The sequence below is a fragment of the Mesorhizobium sp. L103C131B0 genome (assembly GCF_000502275.1).
Taxonomy (GTDB): Bacteria; Pseudomonadota; Alphaproteobacteria; order Rhizobiales; family Rhizobiaceae; genus Mesorhizobium.
This window is the reverse complement of the sequence record NZ_AYXC01000001.1, coordinates 1-17903: the sequence shown is the minus strand read 5'-3', so window position 1 is coordinate 17903 and position 17903 is coordinate 1. Positions and strand designations below refer to the sequence as shown.

The window sequence follows — 17903 nt, the reverse complement described above, 5'->3', positions numbered from 1 at the left end:
GAGGCGCCCCAGGGTGTGCTCACAATCTGCGGAGCATCCATGGAACAAGCCCGAATGGCGAGCGCCTCGGCGCCTGCAGTGCGCCGTCGCTCGGAGAGATCGACGCCTGTCGAGCGCAGCCAACGCGAAACCCTCACCCAAGTTCAGGTCCTGCGCGCCCTCGCGGCTAGTTCGGTCGCGCTGCGACACGCCCAGCATGATGCGGCCACCCTGGAATTACAGGCCGGCCGCACCTTTCAGAGCTGGAATCCGATACCATGGAGCGCTGGAGTCGATATTTTCTTCGTGATTTCCGGCCTTATCATGGTGCATACGTCGCGACAGCTGTTCGCAAAGCCCGGGGGCGCGCGTCTCTTCATTTCCCGCCGGATCGCGCGAATTGTCCCGCTATATTGGGCGCTCACCTCGCTCTACATTGCGGTAGCGGTGGCCGCCCCAAATCTTCTCAACCAGAGCTACGTCGATTTCAGGTTTGTAGTCGAATCCTACTTATTCGTTCCGGCCAGTCGCCCTGACGGCGTCGTTCAGCCGGTCTACGAGTTGGGTTGGACGCTCAATTATGAGATGCTGTTTTACGTGCTGTTCACGGCGACGATCGTGCTGCCCATGCGGTGGGCAGTTACGGTCCTGCTCGCGATCCTGGTTGGGATGGTGCTCTCGGGCGCTCTTGGGGCTCCTTTGCCTGAGCCCTGGGGTTTCTGGACCAATCCGATCATCCTCGAATTTGCTTTCGGCGCGATGATCGGGGTCATGTGCGCCTCAGGCCTGCGGCCTTCCGGCCCAATCAGGGCCTGTATGGCCGCAACGGGACTGGGTGCCCTGATGCTTGCGGCGGCGTTTCCCGATATCTCGGCCGGCTTTGGTCGCTCTGTCGTGTATGGCATTCCGGCGTCTCTAATTGTTTGGAGTGCTGCCTTGGCACCGCCGGGTAAACTGAGGCATGACAGCCTGGCGGCGAGGTGGGCCGCTGGCGTTGGCGATGCGTCATACGCTCTTTACCTCATGCATCCATTCGTGATCCGCGCCATGCGCATATTGTTCTGGCGTACAGGGTTGATCTTTGTGCTCGGCCCGTGGGCCTTCATCGGTTCGGCCTTGGCGATAACCCTCGGCGTGGCATTTATCACCCATCGTCTGTTCGAGAAGCCGCTCACCCGCTATGCGCGGCGCCTTTTGGGGGTCGGGCACAGTACAGGACGGCAGCTTGGGCCCCTTCCAGTGCCGGCGTATCCCAAGACAGATTGAAGGCGAGCCGCGACCCTGCCACACCAAGGAAATGGCGGCGTTGTGCTCACTATGCCGTTGCCGGAAGGCCAGCTGGTCGCACCTGCCCCACAGGGCGTGCATGGAATTCCCGATACCATTCCACGAAACGTTGCACGCCGTCCTCCAGTGTTGTCGCCGGTGCGAAGCCAACGGCGCGGCGGAGGTCCCTGACATCGGCGCGGGTTTCCAGGACGTCACCTGGTGGTAAAGGTACGTTGACGCGAAGGGCGCGGCGACCAAGGGCCGTCTCGATGAGCGCGATCAGATGGTTGATTTCTTCAGGCCGATCATTGCCGATATTGTAGAGCCGATACGGCGCCGAGCTGGTGGCAGGATCGGCAGCGCGACCGTCCCAACCGGGATCCTGACACGGTGGTTTGGCGAGCACGCGAACAACCCCCTCTACGATGTCGTCGATATAGGTGAAATCCCGCCATACGCGCCCGGCATTGGCGATTTCGATCGTTCGGCCCTCGGCGATGGCATGGGTGAAAGTATAGACAGCCATGTCGGGCCTGCCCCAGGGACCATAGACGGTGAAGAAGCGCAGTCCGGTTGCGGGCAAGCCGAACAGATGGCTGTAGGAATGCGCCATGCACTCGTTGGCGGCCTTGGTGGCGGCGTAGAAGCTCACCGGATGATTGGCACCATGATGCTCGGAAAAGGGTATGCGTCGATTGGCACCATATACGGAGCTTGACGAGGCATAAACGAGATGGCTGACGCCGGTGTGTCGGCAGCCCTCCAGAACGTTGAGAAACGCGACTATGTTTGACTCCACATAGGCATGCGGGTCCACGAGCGAATGACGTACCCCGGCCTGGGCGGCCAGATGCACGAAGTGCGATGGCTGGAATTCGCAGAACAGCGCTTTCACCAGCGACCGGTCCGCCAGGTCGAAGCGCATCGGCGTGAACCTCGGCTCGGCGCAGAGCCGTGTAAATCGCGCCTCCTTCAGCTTCAGGTCGTAGTAAGGCGTGAAGTTGTCGACGCCGATGACCTCGGCGCCGAGCCGCAAAAGGCGTGACGCAACATGAAATCCGATGAACCCAGCGGCGCCCGTGACGATGATCGGCCCCGTGTGCGGAAGGTTCGACGCAGCACCATCCTGCAGCCCGTGAACGATATCCGCCAGCTTGTTGACCTTCGAATCTGCTTCGGCCATGGCAAGTCACTCCCGTTTCCAGGTTCCGCGTTCCGCGCTATCTCGGCAGCGCTTGAACGATCGGAAATGGCGCCGCCGGCCTTGTGATCTACGCGACAGCGCGCTCGATGCGGGCTGCCGCTGTCTGAATCAAAGCGGATGCAGACAGCAGTCGATTTCTCATGGCAAAACCGAAATGCGCCCTAAAAGAGCCACTAGTTCCGCCTGACGCCTCGTGTCGGTCTTGGCGAACAGCGAGGCGAGCTGAGAGCGGATAGTCGTGCGACTGAGATGCCAGCTACGGGCGATCTCCAGGGGCGCGTCGCCATGGGCCAGGCGTAGCGCCAACTGCGTTTCCGCGCTGGTCAAACCGAACATCCTTTGCAACGTGCGAGGGTTGGCCGCCGATTTGTTATCCCGGTCCAGCAATGCGACGACGGTTGTCCCGTCCGGTGTAACGACGCCCGTCTCGTTCATGGTCACCGGCCTGTCGCCTCTGCTGTGGATCACTACCCATGAGAGTGAGCCCGGCTGGAGGTGGACCGGAACATTCGCGACCAGCCGCCTCAACCCGGCAGCAAGCTCGACGGCTGTATCAGTTGCTTCGCCCTGGCGTGCGAGGGTGTCCCGAGCGGCAGCGTTCCATTCTATTACTTTCTTGTCTCGGTCCAGGACGAGATAGCCGCAACCCATACGATCAAGCATGCCGGTGATGGATTCCAGGCTGCGTCGTCGAGATCCGCCGACCCTTGCGTCCGGTCGGTCCACAAGGCTTATCGGCCTTTCGTGGCGGGTATCGTTCAATACAATGTATTGCCTGCCTGCAAGCGCATCGTTTCGCGTTTCAATCAGTGTCATCGCTTCCACCCAACCCATTGCTACTGACGCAAATCAAATCTGATGAAGTTGCTGCTTCAACTTGAATTTCCACATACTGCGAGAAATCTGCGAATGGTTTTTCCGCAGCGTCTCTTGGATATATCTTTCTGAAGAGCGCTCCTGACACCATGATTTTATTCGCCGGCAAAGTCATGGCAATCGGGCATTGGGATTAGGTGCCACCCCTTCGGCCTAGTCTCGACGGACTAGACCGAAAGTTGTAGTCTTTGCGCATGGGTTCGGACCTGCGCTGGCTCAAATCGAATGTGTCGAGCACTACGTGGGCTCATCTAGCTTCGCTTTTGGTGTTTGCAGCATCGATAGCATTCGAGGCGATAAGTACGGTATATGGCGGCCAGCCGTTGCCGCTTGTTGCGTTTATCCCCATAACCGTTGTCATCGTGTATCTTGAGGGCCGTTTTGTTGCCATCGCAGCAACGCTTCTGATGGCGGTCGCCGGCTTGTGGATGCGACACCTGTTGGACGGTCACCTCACTGGTCGAGACTGGACCGGGGCCGTCTTCCTTCTGGGTTCGGGTAGCCTGATCGCAACCGTGTTCCACCGCCTGCGACAAGATCTGCACGGCGCGCTCAGGGTGGCAGAAGCGAGGCTCGCTGCCATCGATGCTGCCGCCTTGGGCTTTGCTAATACCAATCGCCATGGCGAACTGCTGCAGTCGAACAGACGGCTTTTGGAGATGACCGGCTACGCGCACAAGGAACTTGCCCAACTGGAGCTGGAGGAACTCATTTTCCCCGACGATCGAGGTACTGTGCGGAAGCTTTTGCAAGATTTGGGCAATGGGACCGCGTCGGCGACGGATATCCGCGTTTTGCGCAAGGATGGCACGGCATTTTGGGCTCACCTGGCCCTGTCTTCGTCGCGGCCGGACGAGGCGCCAAATGAGAGCGTATTCGTGGTGGTTGACGATATTTCCGAGCGACAAGCGGCACGCGAGGCCCTTCGGGCTCAGAAGGAATGGCTCGATCTCGCCGTATCTGCCGGGCGCCTGGGCACATGGCAAATAGACATTGAGGATGGGACAGTCGCCGGCTCCGGCAAGTTCTGGGACATCCTTGGTCTGCCTCCGGCCCCAGTCCGCCGCTTGGAAGAACTCTCGGCCGTAATCCATCCCGTCGACTGGCCGAAGTTGTCCGCCTCGGCAAAGCCTTCATCGGCATTGAACTTTGACGTCGAGATTCGCGTCCGGCAAGTGGATGGTCACACACGCTGGATTGCATTGCGTGGACGGCAGGAAGAGCACGGCGACCGCAAAATGCGCATCGGGGTGGCGGCGGATCTGACCGAACGTCGACAAACAACTTTGCTTCGCGCCGCCGTAAAGAGACGCGAGCGCATAATGCGCGAAGAGCGCCATCGGTTCAGCAATGTGTTTCCAGTGATTAGAGCTCTGGTCAACATGATCGATACTCCCGACAATGATGTTGCCAAATACAAGGAGATGTTGATCGATTGGATTCGAACACTGGAGGCGACCCATCGCATCCTTTCTCGTCATGCCAACCTGTCAGGGATGCTCCATGAACTCGTGGACCGGGAATTGCAGCCCTTCAAGGAGACACGCGACATTACGATCAGTGGACCTTCCCTCACTGTGCCAAGCGGCGCCGCCGAGGGCTTGGCGATGATCCTTCACGAGTTGACGACAAACTCGGTGAAACATGGTGCGCTGGGTGACCCGAATGGCAAGGTCGAAGTTAAGTGGCGATTTGCATCCGAGGACGAAGGCGACGACCTCGTGTTCGATTGGGTGGAATCGGACCGACGGAAGAGTTCAAAAGTCGTACGCCGCGGGTTCGGGTCACTGATAATCGGTGTGGACAGCACGCCGCTTGTCGGGCATTCCCCGAATATGGAAATAACCGAAGATGGCCTTCGATATTCGCTGCGTGTATCGCGCAAAGAAATTGAGGAATTTGGACTGCAATAGAGCCCCTCCAAGTCGAAGCCGACCAATTAACCGATGGTGTGGGCCCTTTGCTGCGATTTCCTGCAAGCAAACTCGGGCCGGTTCGAGGGGCATGCGTCAACTCGCCTGTCTCGTAAGCCAGCTTTGGAGCAACACAGCTGCTTCGGTACGGTTTCTAACCCCAAGCTCACGCAGCACGGCTGCGGCATGGATTTTCGTTGTCGCCTCGGCAATGTCCAGATTGCGGGCAATCTCCTTATTCGAGTACCCCTCTGCCATCAGCTTGAGGACGTCCTTCTGTCTAGACGTCAGCCTAGCGACGTCGCCCGAGCCCTCGTGCCGGCGGCTGGCATTTTGAACCGGAGGTGGGGGGGCATGCGATCTCTGGTCGGCAGACGTTCGAGATAGGAGAGATGGCACATAGATCCGGCCAGCGAGGATTTCGTTTACAGCCAGCACGACTTCTTCGTCGCTCTGCGATTTGACGATATACCCGTGAAGTCCGATCGAAAGCGCGGTCAGTATCTCCGAGCGGGAATCATCCCCGGAAACGATCGCAAAGCGAGTGTCAGGATAGGCAGCCATAAAGTCGCTGAGCACTTCCTGATGGAACAGCCCAGGCATGTTCAGATCGAGGATCGCAAGATCGATGGACGCCTGCTCCTCTAAAAGATTGACCGCGGCATCGAAACACGAAGCTTCGAATATTTCGGCGCTTGGAATTCCAGCCATGAGTGCCAGCCGGAGACCACGCCGATATAAGCCGTGATCGTCGGCAATGACGATCCGAGCCATGCAACTACCCCAACGCGTTACTCGGTTCCCGACGAGAAAACCCGCTGGAACCTCCCATTCGCCTATGATCGACAATCCGTGGTGGTCCTAAAATGGCGGCCATCCACTGGTCAACGCATCACAGTGATGTCCGCAGCGTCCCATCCACGCACATCCAGAACGTCTAATATAATACTAAATTGCGAAGCTCATCCATAGATTTTTAACCCTGGCGTGCGGTGCCTGTCCGCAAAACGATGCCGGTTTCCCATCTCTGGGTCCAAGCCAGCTGTTCAGGACCATCGTAATCATGTGGCATCTGTTATGTCGCCACCCGCTGTCGCCGGACCTGTAGGCCGGTCCGGCCCTGGCGGATCGCAGCTTTCTTGAAAGCAACTGCTTTCGTTTTATCGGCGTCATGATCAGTGCCCAATCGCGCTTCTGTAGGCTGTTGATCTCGTGGCCATCTAATACCTTGAACGTTTTGAATCCCTACCATTCGAATGCACGACGACAGCCGCCCCGGCTGTCACATACCTTTTCGCATATGATGTTCGGATTGCCGCCGAGGTTTGGCCGGATTTGAGGGGGTGCCCTGGCCGGACAATGGAACACCGATCCCGAACAAAGCCAACTGCAGATCAGGAGGATCGAATGAAAGCGGTGATTCAATGTGGTGGGATGGGTACGCGCCTTCGACCGTTTACATCGGTCCTGCCGAAACCATTAATGCCGATAGGGGCCCGGCCTGTTCTTGAGTTGCTTTTGAAGTGGCTGCGGCGCAACGGCATTGAAGAGGTATATATTACGACAGGGTATCTAGGACATTTGATCCGTAGCGTCTGCGGCGACGGATCGCAATGGAACTTGAAGATCAAATATACCCAGGAAATGGAGCCACTCGGCACCGTCGGACCTCTCTCTCTGATTAGGGATGAACTGAACGAAACATTTGTCGTTCTGAACGGCGATGTCCTCACAGATCTAAGCCTGAGCCGGTTTGTAGCCGCGCACCGCTTGCATAGGGATCCCGTTACGATTGCCACGGCGTGCCGTCATATCAAGATGGACTTCGGGGTCATCGACGAGATCGACAATACCGTCCAGCTCTTCCGGGAAAAGCCGACGCTTTCCCATCTCGTCAGCATGGGGATTTACTGCATGAACCCAGATGTCCTGCGGTTCATTCCGTCCGGGATCCCATTTGGGTTCGATGACCTGATGCTGCAGATGATGCAGGGCGGCACGACCGTGCATGTTTACAAGCATGACGGTCTTTGGCTCGACATCGGTCGTGTCGATGACTTCCAGAATGCACAGGCAATTGCCTGGGAAGATCAGTCGTCCTCAATCGAGGTCGCGGCTGCCGCTGCAGCCGCATGAAAGTCTGATGCAGAGGTCTAGCCACTAACAAGGCTTTCAGGAGGTCAAAATGCTCTTGGTGAGCGCCCCGATCCTAGGCGTGCCAGAGAAGGCAGCCCTGTCGCAGGTGATTGATAGCGGCTGGCTTACGATGGGGGACAGGGTACGAGAGTTCGAACAGGCCTTTGCCGGCATGCATGGCGCGCGAGATTGCGTTGCGGTTGGTTCCTGCACCGCAGCGCTCCATCTTCTCCTCCATGCTTTGGGCATCGGCCCTGGCGACGAAGTACTGGTTCCTTCGCTGACGTTCGTGGCGACGGCGAATGCGGTGCTGTATGTAGGGGCGACGCCGGTCTTCGTCGATATCGAGTCCGTCGACGTGCCGTTGATCTCGGTTGCGGAAGCCGAAGCGCGGTGCACGACGCGCACGAAAGCGGTCATTCTCGTTCACTTCGCCGGGTATCTCCCCGATCGGGAACAATGGCAGCGGTTCGCCCGGCTTCGCGGGCTGCATATCATCGAGGACGCTGCGCACGCGCCCGGGCTTAGGGAAGTCGGGACATTCGGCGCCGCGGCCGCGTTCAGCTTCTATGGCAACAAGAACATGACAACGGCCGAAGGGGGCGCCGTGATCGCACGTGACCCCGATCTGCTCGACAGGGTTCGCCTGGCCCGCGGGCACGGAATGACCACGGGGACGCATCAGCGGCTGAACAGTCGTACGCCGCAATATGATGTCACGATGCTCGGGTTCAACTACCGAATGGACGAGATGCGAGCGGCAATAGGGCTGGTTCAGTTGCAGAACCTGCAAGAGTGGAACGAAATCAGGCGTATCATAGCTGTCTTGTACCGACGCCTGATCGCGGACCGTTGCCCAGCCATTGTCATTCCATTTAGCGAACCCCGGACGTCGGCTTACCACATCATGCCGATCGTCCTGCCGCGCTACGCGAGCCGGCAGGATGTCATCGACGAGCTGCGGACACAGGGCATACAGACCACCATCCACTACCCGCCGGTGCACCAAATGACGTTCTACCGCGAGCGCCTTCCCGGCGTGAGTTTGCCCCACACAGAGGATTTCGCTCAGCGAGAGCTCACAATTCCGCTGCACCCCCAGGTCACTTCCGCCGCCGCCGAATCAGTCGTGGCTGCCCTGGCAGCCGCGCTCAAAACAGGCGCGCTCAAAGCAGGCGCCCAAAGAGGAACTGCTGCATGAATGCGTTAGACCCTGCCTTTCACCGGATGTTCGTTCCAAATCCTGATCACGGCTTTGCGAGACGCGCAATCGATCTTGCGGTGGCGGGCATCGCTACCGTCGCATTGGCGCCATTGATGCTGCTGATCGCCGGAGCGCTTCTGCTCGAGGGCGGTGGCTCGATCTTGTTCGCTCAGACCCGCATCGGGGCCGGCGGCCGAACCTTCCGCATGTACAAATTTCGCAAATTCGGTGTGAACTGCGGCTCTCAAGGCCTTGCGCTGACGGTCGTGGGCGATACACGCATGACCACCGTTGGCCGCTTTCTCGCAGCGACGAAGCTGGACGAACTACCGCAGCTGTGGAATGTCCTCAAAGGCGAAATGGCGATCGTCGGTCCACGACCCGAGAGCCTGGCTTTCGCCGATTGTTTCCGGGGCGAGCTTAGGGCCGTGCTGCAATACAAGCCAGGCCTGCTGGGTCCAGCCCAGGTCGTTTTTCGGCACGAAGCACATTACTTCCCCCAATCCGTGGATCCGATCGTGTTCTACCGGGAGGTCATGTTCCCCGCCAAGGCAACACTGGACCTCTCGTATTATCCGCGACGCACCATCGTCTCCGACCTCGCGTGGATGGTGCGGGGAGTGCTGGCAGTGGTCGGTTGGGTTCCGGTACCGCCGATCGACGTTTGAATATCCAAGGGAAGCGTTCCAAACAGCCAAGGGAATGCGCAGTGATGAGCTACAATGGAAAGAAAGTCCTGGTGACCGGCGCGGACGGATTCATCGGTTCGCATGTCACGGAGGCGCTTGTTCGCAACGGGGCAGATGTCACAGCCCTTGCCCTTTACAATTCCTTTGACAGCCATGGATGGCTAGACGATCTGCCGGACACCATCCGCAGCCAGTTGAGGCTCGTCCGTGGTGACGTCCGCGACAGTGCGTTCCTTAACCGGATCATGCGCGGCCAAGCCGCGGTTTTTCATCTGGCGGCGCTTATTGCGATTCCATACTCCTACGCCGCTGCCCAGTCCTATGTGGAAACCAACATCTTAGGCACGGTGAATGTCCTCGAAGCGGCGCGCCTATGGGAGACGGAGCGGGTGATCCATACCTCGACGAGCGAGGTCTATGGAACTGCCCAAACCATGCCGATCGGCGAAACACACCCCCTGCAGGGACAGTCACCATATTCGGCATCCAAAATCGGCGCCGACATGATGGCGGAGTCCTACGCCAGGTCGTTCGATGTCCCTGTGGTCATCATGCGACCCTTCAACACGTATGGCCCGCGCCAGAGTGAGCGCGCCATCGTGCCGACCATTATCCGGCAAGTCCTCGACCCGAAATGTCCTGCGATCATGGTCGGGGATACCAGCCCGATCCGCGACCTGACCTATGTCGAAGACACCGCGACAGCGTTCCTGACCGCAGGTCTCGCCCAGCTCGAGTTCGGCCACGCCTACAACGCTGGCAGCCAACGCGCTGCGACCGTCTCGGACGTATTGGCCATTGTTCTTGAGTTGACCGATTGCAAAAAGCCGGTCCGTCGTGATGAAAGCCGCCTGAGGCCGCAAAATTCCGAAGTTCGCGCCTTGCTCGCCGATTCCTCGCGCTTTGAACGTGAGACTGGATGGCGGACACAGACCAGCCTGCGCGATGGGCTGGAGCGAACAACCACGTGGTGGCGCGAGCGCCTTAGTGAAGGCCGGGTACGGCGCGAAGTGGGTTACATGACATGACCCTGGGCGGCCGTCATGCGTTGGCGCTGTTGCTGGCTGCCGGTGCCATATCTCCCAACATCTATGTTGCCGGCGGCCGTCAAAGCAAGGCAGCGGAGGTGGCGGCCACAGCGGTCGTGAACAACCTGCCGGGCTATGTGCGCCAAACAAGGGATCCTTGGTCTGGCATGGTTTTCGCACGGATCACCAGACCGGGCGTTCTCGGCCGGGCGGGTGTATGCGGGAAGAAGTACTGCACCCACCGTTACTCAAGCGCACAGGCTTGGAATGCCGACCAGAGCCTGCTCCTGATCGCCAATGGCTGCGGTGGCCTGTGCTTTCTCGACGGACAAACCTACTTGCCTTTGTTCCACCGCAACCGCGCGACCGAATGCGAATGGCATCCCACTGATCCCGAGTTGATGATCTGCGTCGGGGGCCGGCAGATTGCGACATGGGCCCCACGTACCGATCATGAGGACGTCGTGTTCGCCTCCGGAGCGTACTCCAACCTCAAATTTGGACCCAACAAAGGCAATCCGAGCCGCGACGGCAGCCGGATTGCGGTGCGTGCAACGAACAATGACGGCCGAGCGGTGGTTTTTGGCTACGATCTCAAGCAACGGCGGAAATTCCCGGATATCGATCTTGCCGAATTCCCGGGAACGACCGGCTCCTGCTCGATCTCACCACTCGGAATCAACATAGTGTGTTCCCAGCAATCACCGGACGGAATTGAAGCGAGTTTCGTCTTCTCCATAGACGGCATATTGCGCCAGAAGTGGATGGAGCACCATCGACCAGGCCATGGCGACATGACGGTCGATTCCGACGGAAGCGAAATCTATGTCGGGATCAGCAAATCGGATCCTGACAAATATCAGGTGATCAAGCGCCGCTTGGCTGATGGCAAGGCTACCTCGCTGATGAAATATGGCGAGGCCATGCATGCGTCACTCAGGTCGCTCGGCAGGCCCGGCTGGGTGTTTCTGAGTTATGGCGGCACGCCAGCCGAACTATCGCAGCACCCGGATTGGGCGCCTTACGCTCAGCAAGTCATTGCGCTGCGTCTAGACGGCAGTGGAGAGGTCCGCCGTGTCGCAGACACGCACAACGCGCCCTTCGACTACTGGAGCGAGACGCATGCCTCTCCGTCTCCAGACGGCTCCCAGGTGGTCTGGTCCAGCAACTGGGGCGTGCCCGGTGGCCCGGTATACGATTTCGTTACTCGTGTTGAATGGCCTTTGAAGCCGGTGTTCGACCGGAAGGAGATTGTCGCAAATGACCTTCAGTAGACGATACGTTCTTGGCGCAGTCGTGATGATGTCGCTAACCTCGATGGCTTGCGCAGGCGAGGTCGAGCCCTATCAACTCTCACCTGGCGATACGGTCGAGATAGGAATAGCGCCGATCCCTGATCGGACGCAGCGCGCCATAGTCCAGATGGATGGCAATATCGCCCTTCCGGAGGCGGGGATGATCATGGTCGCAGGCCTGACGGCGTCCCAACTGCAAAGGCGCATGCAAGAGGTCTTGCCAAGCAAGATTTTTCACGTGCGTCTGACTGATGGGCGGGAGCAGACAGTTACTGTCGAGCCCGACGATGTCACAGCGATCATAGCGGACTATCGCCCGATCTATGTAACGGGCGATGTGCTCACCCCGGGACAACAGGCCTACCGTCCGCTCATGACTGTACGGCAGGCGCTCGCCGTTTCCGGCGGCTTCAGTTTTTTGCGATCACGGGCGGGCCAGGCCGGGCCTGATCCGGTTGATCTCAAGCGCGATTACGAAATGCTCTGGGGAGATTACACGAAAGAATACCTTCACGCTGCCCGCATTCGCGCCGAGCTTCAGGGCCAGGCGGATTTCGACAAGAAGACACCACAGGGATCACCTCTTTCGCCGAGCGTTGTAGCCGCGATGGCTCAGGCTGAAGCAGAGGCGCTAAAGGTTGCGCTGAGTGATTTCCGGCAAGAGCAGGATTTTCTGGAGAAGGGCCGGACGGACGCTGCCGAGCAAATTGGCGTTTTGCAGAAACGCGAACGAGTCGAGGGCGAGAGCGTGAAGGCGGATGAGCAAGATTTGGCGCGAGTGACGAAGGCATTCGATGCAGGCAATCTGACCAACACCCGGCTCGCGGATGTCAGGCGCGCGTTGCTTCTGTCTTCAAGCGGCGCGCTTCAAACCTCGGTCGAACTGATGAGGGCGCGGCGCCAGCAGGAGGACTTTGTCAGACAGCACGAACGCAACGACAATCAAAGGAGGATTGGCCTGCTGACGGATCTGAAGGACACCAACGCCCGGCTGGCGGATGTCACCGCCAGGCTCCATGCCGCCAGCGAGAAGCTGCAGCCGACCGGAGCATCCACACAGCCATTGCCGATTGCCGGCGAAACGGTACGGGCCCAGGTGACCATCGTGCGCAAGATCGGCAATGAATGGCGCAAGCTGTTGGTTGACGAAGATGCGATTGTGCTGCCGGGGGATACTCTCGAAGCCAGATTCAGCAGTGAACTGCAAAGTGTGGCAGTCCAATAGGGCGTCAGCGCAGTCCGTGCGGAGCTTACTGTTCTATCGGGGGGGCAACCCAACTGAACGGAGATCCAAGGTGAGGCGCATTTTCAACCAGGGAGCGACCCTGACACCCTCAACGAACGCGGATCAGATGACGCAGTCTGCAAGTTATCCTTCCCATATGCCGTCAGCGCGAATTGTGCGGTCCAGGTCGCGCGCCGGTGAGTCCGGAAATTGGCATGAATTTACGTCCAGCAAGGAGAGCAATGCGCAGGGCGGCTGGGTGTCGGACGGCTACAGGACCAGCCATTGCGCGCCCGGCTACGGCCTACATTACAACAAAACGCACAGTTCCGGCTATTATGGCGCGCTTTGGGAGAACATCGAAAAGCCCCTGATCCTCGACGTTCTTCGCCCCTTGAGCGGAGCGAGCCGAAACTGCCTCGATTTCGCATGCGGAACAGGTCGCATCGCCGAGGTAGCCGCCGGCCTCTTCAGCGAGGTGGTTGGCGCCGACGTTTCCAGAACTATGCTCGACAGCGCTCAAGTACCGCCCAACGTGAGTTTGCGTCACGTCGACGTGACAAGGGAGCAGTTGGGTATGACGTTCGATGTGGTAACCGCATTTCGTTTTTTCCTGAACGCAGAGGATGAACTGAAATGGCATGCACTGAAAGCGATCAATGAGCACCTGAAAGATGGCGGGCGGCTTGTGTGCAACGTTCACATGAATGCGACGTCGCCCGTCGGCCTGGCGTGCCGGCTGCTCAATCGAGTGTCTGGACGCACAATTCGCCACACGCTGAGCGCAGCGAGGTTCAAGGCCCTCCTGACTGCCTCGGGATTCACGGTCGAGCAGACGATACCGTACGGTTACCTGCCTCGGCCGGGAAACCTGTTGCCAGGGTTCTGTGAAATGATGATGCAGCCTGTCGAGAAGGCCTGCAGAAGGCTTTGCGTTCCTGGCCAGCTGGCGCAACACTTCCTGGTTGTTGCGAGGAAGCGCTAAATCCCGAGAAAGCCCCGAAAACGGCAGGCAGCGGTTTTCTTGGGGTGGCTCGCCCGGCATGAAACCCCGTATAAATACGGTGGAACGGCAGTTTTCCCCCGATTTAATATGTGGGTTCCGGGTTTCTCTGGTCAGCGCCACGATTTTGCTACATTTTGACTAAAGTCCAATCATGTTAGTGGGGCGTAATATTAGAAGGCTAAGGGGATACGCTCCTGAACAGCAAGAGATTGTCCGTGCCCAGTGGGGCCAGTGAGCTTGCGCAACGATCTCTCACGGGAGGTCGAAACCCATGAACCCTGGTGGAAGGAGTTCGTCGGATCTGCGAGGCGCAATGCTTGGCACCGTGCCTGGCCTGGTAGGCGTCGGCATCTTCTCGGCAGTCATAAACCTTCTCGCCCTGACCGGCTCGGTCTATATGCTGCAAATTTACGATCGCGTTTTACCTTCGCAGAGCGTTCCGACGCTTGTCGGGTTCACCATCGGAATGCTGGGTCTTTACGCTGTCTACGGGCTGCTGGATTTCGTGCGGCTGCGCCTGCTGGTTCGAGTGGGCAATCGTGTCCATAGGAATTTGAAGCAGAGGGTGTTCGGCCTCTCGCTGTCCTTGCCGCTCATTGGCGGGCAGGATGCGAACCGGATACAGCCCCTCCGTGATCTCGATCAGCTACGCGGCTTCCTTTCCGGAATGGGGCCGACTGTCATCTTCGACGCGCCGTGGATTCCATTTTACCTGCTGATCATCTATTTCCTGCATCCCGCGCTCGGTGTGTTGTCCACAAGCGGTGCGATCATTGTCGTGCTGCTCACGGTCATGGCGGAAGTTCTTGGCCGCACATCGGTGACACGCGCGTCCGAGACGCTGGTGTCGCAGCGCAATCTCGCCGAATCCGGACGCCGCAACGCGGAGGTCGTACGCGCGATGGGCCTTTCCGCACGGCTTGCCCACCGCTGGGGCGAGATCAATAACGCATATCTGAGGCACCAAGAGAAGCTTTCCGACGTCGTCGGCGCCACCGGGGCACTCTCTAGGGCACTGCGTTTGGCCTTGCAGTCCTGCGTTCTTGGACTGGGTGCCTACCTGGTGATAGGAGGCGAAGCCTCGCCAGGCGTGATCATCGCATCCTCCATCTTGCTGGGCCGCTCATTGGCTCCTGTTGACGCCGCTATCGCGAACTGGCGAGGCTTCGCCGCGTTCCGGCAAAGCTATTCGCAACTGGCAACGGCCCTGGCCGCTTTTCCTGACCGGGACGAACATATGGAACTTCCGCGCCCCCAAGCGGAGCTTGCGGTCGAGGACCTGACCATAGCGCCACCGGGCCAGCAAAAACCGACGGTAGCCAATGTCAGCTTCCGCCTGGCTGCAGGGACGGGAATGGCCGTTGTCGGCCCGAGCGGTTCTGGCAAAAGCACGCTTGTGCGCGCGCTGGTGGGCGTCTGGCAGCCACTTCGCGGCACGGTGAGGCTGGACGACGCCTCGCTTGACCAATGGGACCAAGAACGTCTTGGCGCACATATTGGCTACCTGCCCCAGGACGTCGAACTGTTTGATGGAACGGTTGCCGATAACATTTCGCGATTTGGCGGGAAGGGCGACGCCAAGGGCGTGCTTGCAGCTGCCAAGGCAGCGGGCGTCGACAAAATGATCCTGCGATTGCCGAACGGTTTTCAAACTCGCATGGGCGAGGGAGGAACAGCGTTGTCGGCTGGACAGCGGCAACTCGTAGGGCTTGCCAGGGCACTTTACGGCGATCCGTTTCTCGTCGTTCTGGACGAGCCGAATTCAAATCTGGACGTCGATGGCGATACCGCCTTGGCCGGCGCGATCCTGGCAGTGCGCAGACGTGGAGGCATCGTCATCGTAGTTGCGCACCGTCCTTCTGCCCTTACCAACATCGACAGGGTACTCGTAATGTCCAATGGGATGCTTCACGCCTTCGGCTCACGCGAGGAGGTCCTGGCCAACGTCATCCGCCCCTTTGCTGCGCCTGTTGAACGCCCGGCAGCGGCCGTCGCGATGCACAAAGGGGTGAGCGGTCATGCATGAGGGATATTTTTTTGTCTGAGGCGACGATGGCTCCATCGGCCCCGATCGGCAATGGGAGCCGGCGCAACGCGATGATTTCGGGCACGCGCGATGGAATCAGGGCCAACCTGATCCTGGGGGCGGCGGTCACGGTTACGTTAATTGCCGGCGGCGGGCTCTGGCTCGGTCTGACCAAGATTGCTGGCGCGGTAATTGCGCCGGCGACCGTGGTGGTCGAGAGCAACATAAAGAAGGTGCAGCATCTGACGGGCGGCACGATAGGTGGCATCTTCGCGCAAGACGGGGATCATGTACGGGCCGGCGATGTGATGGCACGGTTGGACGACACACTGACACGGGCCAATCTGCAGATAATTAGCAAGGATCTTGATCGGGCAACGGTTCGGCTTGTGCGGCTGGAGGCAGAGCGGCAAGGCCTGTCGGAGATGCAGCTTCCGTTCAGCCTTCAAGCGCGAATGGGCGAGCCGGAACTGGCTGCCCTGGTGAACGGTGAGCGCACGCTGTTCGAAAGCCGCGCTACGGCCCTCAACGGGCAGAAGGCACAATTGCAAAGCCGCTCAAAGCAACTCGAACGCCAAGTTGAGGGCCTCAAGGCGCAACAGACCGCGGAAGAACAATCCGTGGTCCTGCTGGATGGCGATCTTGTCGATGTACAGGCGCTTTTTACAAAGAAGCTGGTGTCCAAAGAGCGACTTAGCAACATCAGGCTGGATGCCACCCGGGCGCACGGAGAATCGGGGCGCCTCGCAGCGGCAGTTGCCGAGGCGCAGGCCCGGATCAGCGAGACCGAATTGCAGATTCTTCAGCTCGATGAACAAAGGCGTAGTGACGTAACGAGCGAACTTCGTGAAACGGAAGCCAAGCAAACCGAACTCAGCGAGCGCAAGGTTGTGGCACAAGACGAACTGGCCAAAACCACCATCCGCGCTCCGCAATCGGGAACGGTACAGGAATCTTCCATTCACACGATCGGCGGCGTGATTGCCGCGGGCGAAGTTCTGATGATGATCGTCCCTGACACCGGCAACCTTGTGGTCGACGCGCTGATTGCGCCGTCGCGCATAGATGACGTTCGTCCAGGTCAGCGGGTCTCGATCCGGTTTCCGGCTTTCGACGCCGGCACCACGCCTGCCTGCCAAGGGTCTGTCAAGCGCATCTCGGCGGACCTGATAAAAGATCAACAGCGCCAGCTTTCTTATTTCTCGGCGCGCATCAATGTCGAAGACAAGTCCACCTGTCTGACCGATGCCAAAGTGCTCAAACCCGGTATGCCAGCGGAGGTTCACATAAGTACGGACGAACACAGCGTCTGGTCTTATCTGCTGAAGCCGCTTACCGACCAGATGTCGAGGGCTTTCCGGCAATGACATGGCGGCTGTGAGCGGTCGACCGCGGGAACACGGCAGGCGTGCTTGCTGACATATTAGGGTAGGCGACGTGATGCCGTTGTGTGCGTCAAGTTCTGCAAAATGGGGCAGCCATGATGCTGGTCATGCGGCTTGGGGCAGAGCGAGCTTCTTNGTCCTCCGGCGGACAAGAAAACTGTCACCCATGCTATCGGTCCATTCTGTTACCTATCTATCCGGTTCGGACACCCTGCCGGGCATCTCCCCCCTCGAGGGGGGAGATCGGCAGCGGTTGTGTGCGTCAAGTTCTGCAAAAGGGGCGGCCATGATGCTGGTCATGCGGCTTGGCGCAGAGCGAGCTTCTTGTGCTCGCGCAGGTCGTCCATGTTGATGTATCGGTTGGCCTCCATCCAGTTTTCATTGGTCTCGACGGCCAACGCCCTGACCAGGCGCAGGCAGCTTTCGGTGTTGGGGAAGATGCGCACGACATAGGTGCGCCGGCGGATTTCCTCGTTGAGCCGCTCCAGCATGTTGGTGGATTTNTTGGGGAAGATGCGCACGACATAGGTGCGCCGGCGGATTTCCTCGTTGAGCCGCTCCAGCATGTTGGTGGATTTAAGATGCTTGTGGTGCTGTCTCGGCAGCCTGAAGAAGGTCAGGGTTTGTTCGATGGCATCCTCGGCCCAGCCTGTCAGGCGCGGATAGCG

General features: G+C 59.1%; 15 protein-coding genes. 11 read left to right on the top strand and 4 right to left on the bottom strand.

Going from position 1 to position 17903, the window contains the following annotated elements; all coding sequences use genetic code 11:
* Positions 1 to 39 precede the first annotated feature (39 nt).
* Positions 40 to 1245, top strand: coding sequence for an acyltransferase (locus tag X730_RS163990; RefSeq protein ID WP_050588050.1), 1206 nt, complete (start codon positions 40 to 42; stop codon positions 1243 to 1245).
* Between the two features lie 49 nt (positions 1246 to 1294).
* On the opposite strand, the gene X730_RS163995 is transcribed toward X730_RS163990, so the two are convergent.
* Together X730_RS163995 and X730_RS164000 are read right to left on the bottom strand one after the other, a co-directional pair.
* Positions 1295 to 2431 (bottom strand): NAD-dependent epimerase/dehydratase family protein, encoded by a 1137-nt coding sequence (locus tag X730_RS163995; protein WP_081731487.1) that lies wholly within the window; start codon positions 2429 to 2431, stop codon positions 1295 to 1297.
* Positions 2432 to 2590: 159 nt separating this feature from the next.
* The gene (locus X730_RS164000; RefSeq protein ID WP_023689781.1) at positions 2591 to 3268 is read right to left on the bottom strand and encodes a helix-turn-helix transcriptional regulator; all 678 of its coding nucleotides are present in this window, start codon (positions 3266 to 3268) and stop codon (positions 2591 to 2593) included.
* 254 nt (positions 3269 to 3522) lie between these two features.
* Here X730_RS164000 and X730_RS164005 point away from each other — a divergent pair, with 254 nt between their 5' ends.
* On the top strand, positions 3523 to 5241 hold the full coding sequence (locus tag X730_RS164005; protein ID WP_023825302.1) for a PAS domain S-box protein: 1719 nt from the start codon (positions 3523 to 3525) through the stop codon (positions 5239 to 5241).
* A gap of 96 nt (positions 5242 to 5337) precedes the next feature.
* Here X730_RS164005 and X730_RS164010 read toward each other — a convergent pair whose 3' ends face one another.
* Complete coding sequence (locus tag X730_RS164010) at positions 5338 to 6015, bottom strand: response regulator transcription factor (RefSeq protein WP_023681040.1); 678 nt, start codon at positions 6013 to 6015, stop codon at positions 5338 to 5340.
* A 633-nt stretch (positions 6016 to 6648) separates the two neighbouring features.
* Here X730_RS164010 and X730_RS164015 point away from each other — a divergent pair.
* From X730_RS164015 to X730_RS164055, 9 genes are all read left to right on the top strand, one after another.
* Positions 6649 to 7377 (top strand): NDP-sugar synthase, encoded by a 729-nt coding sequence (locus tag X730_RS164015; RefSeq protein ID WP_023681041.1) that lies wholly within the window; start codon positions 6649 to 6651, stop codon positions 7375 to 7377.
* Positions 7378 to 7426: 49 nt separating this feature from the next.
* Complete coding sequence (locus tag X730_RS164020; protein ID WP_023825301.1) at positions 7427 to 8578, top strand: DegT/DnrJ/EryC1/StrS aminotransferase family protein; 1152 nt, start codon at positions 7427 to 7429, stop codon at positions 8576 to 8578.
* Positions 8575 to 9249 (top strand): sugar transferase, encoded by a 675-nt coding sequence (locus X730_RS164025; RefSeq protein WP_023681043.1) that lies wholly within the window; start codon positions 8575 to 8577, stop codon positions 9247 to 9249. The genes X730_RS164020 and X730_RS164025 overlap by 4 nt, the downstream gene beginning before the upstream one ends.
* 44 nt (positions 9250 to 9293) lie before the next feature.
* Entirely contained in the window at positions 9294 to 10298 is a 1005-nt protein-coding gene (locus tag X730_RS164030; protein ID WP_023825300.1) for an SDR family NAD(P)-dependent oxidoreductase, read from the top strand.
* Positions 10295 to 11572 carry a hypothetical protein gene (locus X730_RS164035; RefSeq protein WP_023825299.1) on the top strand — a complete coding sequence of 426 codons (1278 nt, stop codon included), beginning with the start codon at positions 10295 to 10297 and terminating at the stop codon, positions 11570 to 11572. Before X730_RS164030 ends, X730_RS164035 begins: the two co-directional genes overlap by 4 nt.
* A complete protein-coding gene (locus X730_RS164040) occupies positions 11559 to 12818 on the top strand; it encodes a polysaccharide biosynthesis/export family protein (protein WP_023825298.1) in 1260 nt (419 codons plus the stop codon). Before X730_RS164035 ends, X730_RS164040 begins: the two co-directional genes overlap by 14 nt.
* Before the next feature lie 70 nt (positions 12819 to 12888).
* A complete protein-coding gene (locus X730_RS164045; RefSeq protein ID WP_245261275.1) occupies positions 12889 to 13803 on the top strand; it encodes a class I SAM-dependent methyltransferase in 915 nt (304 codons plus the stop codon).
* 334 nt (positions 13804 to 14137) lie between these two features.
* Positions 14138 to 15850 (top strand): type I secretion system permease/ATPase, encoded by a 1713-nt coding sequence (locus X730_RS164050; RefSeq protein WP_023825297.1) that lies wholly within the window; start codon positions 14138 to 14140, stop codon positions 15848 to 15850.
* A gap of 71 nt (positions 15851 to 15921) precedes the next feature.
* On the top strand, positions 15922 to 17217 hold the full coding sequence (locus tag X730_RS164055) for an HlyD family type I secretion periplasmic adaptor subunit (protein WP_348524295.1): 1296 nt from the start codon (positions 15922 to 15924) through the stop codon (positions 17215 to 17217).
* A 314-nt stretch (positions 17218 to 17531) separates the two neighbouring features.
* Here X730_RS164055 and X730_RS0132890 read toward each other — a convergent pair.
* Positions 17532 to 17903: IS256 family transposase (locus X730_RS0132890; protein WP_031196436.1), on the bottom strand; the 372-nt coding region annotated here is incomplete at its 5' end.

What these genes read in the sequence shown, in the direction of transcription:
- X730_RS164005 (WP_023825302.1), top strand. Translation starts at nt 3,523, where the DNA reads ATGGGTTCGGACCTGCGCTGGCTCAAATCGAATGTGTCGAGCACTACG.
- X730_RS164030 (WP_023825300.1), top strand. Translation starts at nt 9,294, where the DNA reads ATGAGCTACAATGGAAAGAAAGTCCTGGTGACCGGCGCGGACGGATTC.
- X730_RS164050 (WP_023825297.1), top strand. Translation starts at nt 14,138, where the DNA reads ATGCTTGGCACCGTGCCTGGCCTGGTAGGCGTCGGCATCTTCTCGGCA.
- X730_RS164015 (WP_023681041.1), top strand. Translation starts at nt 6,649, where the DNA reads ATGAAAGCGGTGATTCAATGTGGTGGGATGGGTACGCGCCTTCGACCG.
- X730_RS164010 (WP_023681040.1), bottom strand. Translation starts at nt 6,015, where the DNA reads ATGGCTCGGATCGTCATTGCCGACGATCACGGCTTATATCGGCGTGGT.
- X730_RS164025 (WP_023681043.1), top strand. Translation starts at nt 8,575, where the DNA reads ATGAATGCGTTAGACCCTGCCTTTCACCGGATGTTCGTTCCAAATCCT.
- X730_RS164020 (WP_023825301.1), top strand. Translation starts at nt 7,427, where the DNA reads ATGCTCTTGGTGAGCGCCCCGATCCTAGGCGTGCCAGAGAAGGCAGCC.
- X730_RS164035 (WP_023825299.1), top strand. Translation starts at nt 10,295, where the DNA reads ATGACCCTGGGCGGCCGTCATGCGTTGGCGCTGTTGCTGGCTGCCGGT.
- X730_RS164040 (WP_023825298.1), top strand. Translation starts at nt 11,559, where the DNA reads ATGACCTTCAGTAGACGATACGTTCTTGGCGCAGTCGTGATGATGTCG.
- X730_RS163995 (WP_081731487.1), bottom strand. Translation starts at nt 2,431, where the DNA reads ATGGCCGAAGCAGATTCGAAGGTCAACAAGCTGGCGGATATCGTTCAC.
- X730_RS164055 (WP_348524295.1), top strand. Translation starts at nt 15,922, where the DNA reads ATGATTTCGGGCACGCGCGATGGAATCAGGGCCAACCTGATCCTGGGG.
- X730_RS163990 (WP_050588050.1), top strand. Translation starts at nt 40, where the DNA reads ATGGAACAAGCCCGAATGGCGAGCGCCTCGGCGCCTGCAGTGCGCCGT.
- X730_RS164000 (WP_023689781.1), bottom strand. Translation starts at nt 3,268, where the DNA reads ATGACACTGATTGAAACGCGAAACGATGCGCTTGCAGGCAGGCAATAC.